We start from the raw sequence: 2,581 nt of genomic DNA, 5'->3' as shown, positions 1-2,581 counted from the left end.
CGTCGGCAAACGCGATCGACAGCGGCAGCGGGGTGTCGCGCATCCAGAAGCAATGCCGCCCGGCGCGCTCGAACACGAACAGCATGCCGCCGTCGGCGGGGAGCCGGGTGCGCCCCATCAGGCCGCGTTCGCGCTGTTGCGGCGTGGCCGCGACTTCAGCCTGGAAGACATGCGGGCCGATGCGCAGCGGCAGCGGCGCGTCGTTCGCGGCGGCGCCGGCGGCGCATGAAACGAGCAATGCAAGCGCGCCATGGCGCCCGGCCTTGAGCAGCCCGCTATAACGCATCGCGCAGCCGCTCGGCCAGTTGCAGCGCGGCGGCCGGATCGGCATCCAGCACGTTGAAATGCCCCATCTTGCGGCCGGGGCGTGCGGCCTGTTTGCCGTACAGGTGCAGCTTGACGGCGGGGTGCGCCAGTAGCGTGCCCCAGTGCGGGCCGCCGTTGCCCCAGCGGTCGCCGAGCAGGTTGACCATCACCACCGGCGACAGCAGGCGGGGGTCGCCCAGCGGCAGGCCGCACAGCGCGCGCACCTGCTGCTCGAACTGGTCGGTGACGCAGGCGTCGAGCGTGTAGTGGCCGGAGTTGTGCGGGCGCGGGGCGATTTCGTTGACCATCAGGCGGCCGCCGGCGACGAAGAATTCGACCGCCATCACGCCGACGTAGCTGAGCCGCTCGGCCACCGCGCGTGCCGTGTCGCGCGCCTGTGCGGCGAGGCTGTCGGGTACGCGGGCGGGAACGATGGAGAGGTCGAGAATGCCGTTGTCGTGGCGGTTTTCGGCGACCGGAAACAGCGCGCACTCGCCGGCATCGTCGCGCGCCAGCACCACCGACACCTCACGCTCCAGTTCGACGAAGCCTTCCAGCACGCAGGGCTGGCCGCCGAATTCACGGAACGCCGCGCGGGCTTCCTCGAACGTGCCGACCCGCGCCTGGCCCTTGCCGTCGTAGCCGAAGCGCGACACTTTCAGCAGCGCCGGCGTGCCGGTGTCCGCCAGCGCGGCGTCGAGGTCGCCTTCGCTGTAGACCAGCGCGAACGGCGCGGTGGCGAAGCCGTTGTCGGCGAGCCAGGATTTTTCGTGGCTGCGGTCCTGCACGATGGCCACCGCGGCGGCGCCCGGCGACACCCGGCAATGGCTGGCCAGTTCGATCAGGCTTGCCGCCGGGACGTTTTCGAATTCGGTGGTCACGGCGGCGCAGGCGGCGCCGAGCTGTTTCAGCGCGGCGTGGTCGGCATAATCCGCCTGCAGGTGCGCATCGGCCATCTGCCCGGCGGGGCTGGCGCTATCGGGGTCGAGCACCATGACCCGGTAACCCATGGTGCGCGCGGCGATGGTGAACATGCGGCCGAGCTGGCCGCCGCCGAGGATGCCCAGGGTCGCGCCGGGCAGGATGGGAAGCGGCTTAGTCGACATCGGGCAGTTCCATCGCCATCACGCTGTCGAACTGGTTTTTGCGGAAGTCGTTGAGCCGCGCCGCCAGCCCGTCGTCGTGACGGGCGATCAGCGCTGCGGCAAACAACGCTGCGTTGGCGGCGCCCGCCTCGCCGATGGCGAAGGTGGCGACCGGAATGCCCTTGGGCATTTGCACGATCGACAGCAGCGAATCCATGCCTTTGAGGTATTTCGACGGCACCGGCACCCCCAGCACCGGCACGATGGTCTTCGCCGCCAGCATGCCCGGCAGATGCGCCGCGCCGCCGGCGCCCGCGATGATCGCCTGGAGTCCGCGCGACTCGGCGGTGGCGGCGTATTCGTACAGCAGATCGGGAGTGCGATGGGCGGACACCACCCTGGCCTCGAAATGGACGCCCAGCTGCTTCAGCAGCCCCGCCGCGTGCTTCATCACCTCCCAGTCGCTGGAAGACCCCATCACCACCCCCACCTGAGGTGCGCTCATCATGCTGTCCCTTGCAATGCGAAAGGCGGCATTTTAGCAGCCTGCCAGGCGGCAGAATCCCTACAATGACACGCTGCGATTCCGGACGACGACCATGCCCGCTTCCCTGCAAACCCTGATCCTGCTCACGTTTTCCAACGTTTTCATGACGTTTGCCTGGTATGCCCACCTGAAGGACATGAACAACCAGCCCTGGGTGATCGCCGCTTTTGCCAGCTGGGGCATCGCCCTGTTCGAGTACCTGCTGCAGGTGCCGGCCAACCGCATCGGTTTCACCGTGATGAGCCTGCCGCAGTTGAAGATCATGCAGGAAGTCATCGCCCTGTCGGTGTTCATGCCGTTCGCCGTGTTCTACATGAAGGTCGAGCTGAAATGGGATTTTCTGTGGGCGGCGCTGTGCCTGATGGGGGCGGTGTACTTCATGTTCCGCGAATCGGTGTAGCTACTGCGCCGCACGCGCCGCAGGCGTCCAAACAAAACGCCCCGCACGGGGCGGGGCGTTCGATGCGGCGGGCCGTGTTCTCACACGCAGCCGGTCGGCTTCGGGGTGCCGGCGTAGCGGCCGGCCTGCTTGGCAGGGCCGAACGGGAACAGGTCGAACAGGAATTTCTTGTCGCCCCATTCGTCGCCGAATTCTTCCTTCAGGCCCTTCTGCAGGAAGCGCAGGTTGGGCGCGGTGCCGTTC

5 protein-coding genes are annotated in these 2,581 nt (G+C 67.8%); 1 reads left to right on the top strand and 4 read right to left on the bottom strand.

The genetic code is table 11. From position 1 onward, the window contains the following. The 3 genes from BGO62_RS04495 to purE all read right to left on the bottom strand — a co-directional run. Nucleotides 1-286 (bottom strand): DUF192 domain-containing protein (locus tag BGO62_RS04495; protein ID WP_296639707.1); only part of this gene is annotated, 286 nt, incomplete at its 3' end. After that, nucleotides 276-1,412, bottom strand: a complete 1,137-nt coding sequence (locus BGO62_RS04490; protein WP_296639706.1) for a 5-(carboxyamino)imidazole ribonucleotide synthase — start codon at nt 1,410-1,412, stop codon at nt 276-278. The genes BGO62_RS04495 and BGO62_RS04490, both read right to left, overlap by 11 nt. Then, nucleotides 1,402-1,899: a 5-(carboxyamino)imidazole ribonucleotide mutase gene (gene purE / locus BGO62_RS04485; RefSeq protein ID WP_296639705.1), complete on the bottom strand. Its 498-nt coding sequence runs from the start codon at nt 1,897-1,899 to the stop codon at nt 1,402-1,404. Before purE ends, BGO62_RS04490 begins: the two co-directional genes overlap by 11 nt. 91 nt (nt 1,900-1,990) lie before the next feature. On the opposite strand from purE, the gene BGO62_RS04480 reads away from it, so the two are divergent. Then, nucleotides 1,991-2,338, top strand: coding sequence for a DMT family protein (locus tag BGO62_RS04480; protein ID WP_296639703.1), 348 nt, complete (start codon nt 1,991-1,993; stop codon nt 2,336-2,338). Between the two features lie 80 nt (nt 2,339-2,418). Here BGO62_RS04480 and BGO62_RS04475 read toward each other — a convergent pair. Then, on the bottom strand, nt 2,419-2,581 hold a 163-nt coding region (locus BGO62_RS04475), incomplete at its 5' end, for a TusE/DsrC/DsvC family sulfur relay protein (RefSeq protein ID WP_296639708.1).

Source organism: Thiobacillus sp. 65-1402, from assembly GCF_001897685.1.
In the GTDB taxonomy this organism is placed as follows: Bacteria; Pseudomonadota; Gammaproteobacteria; order Burkholderiales; family Thiobacillaceae; genus Thiobacillus.
The sequence above is the reverse complement of the archived record's forward strand: the minus strand, read 5'-3'. Positions and strand labels throughout refer to the sequence as shown.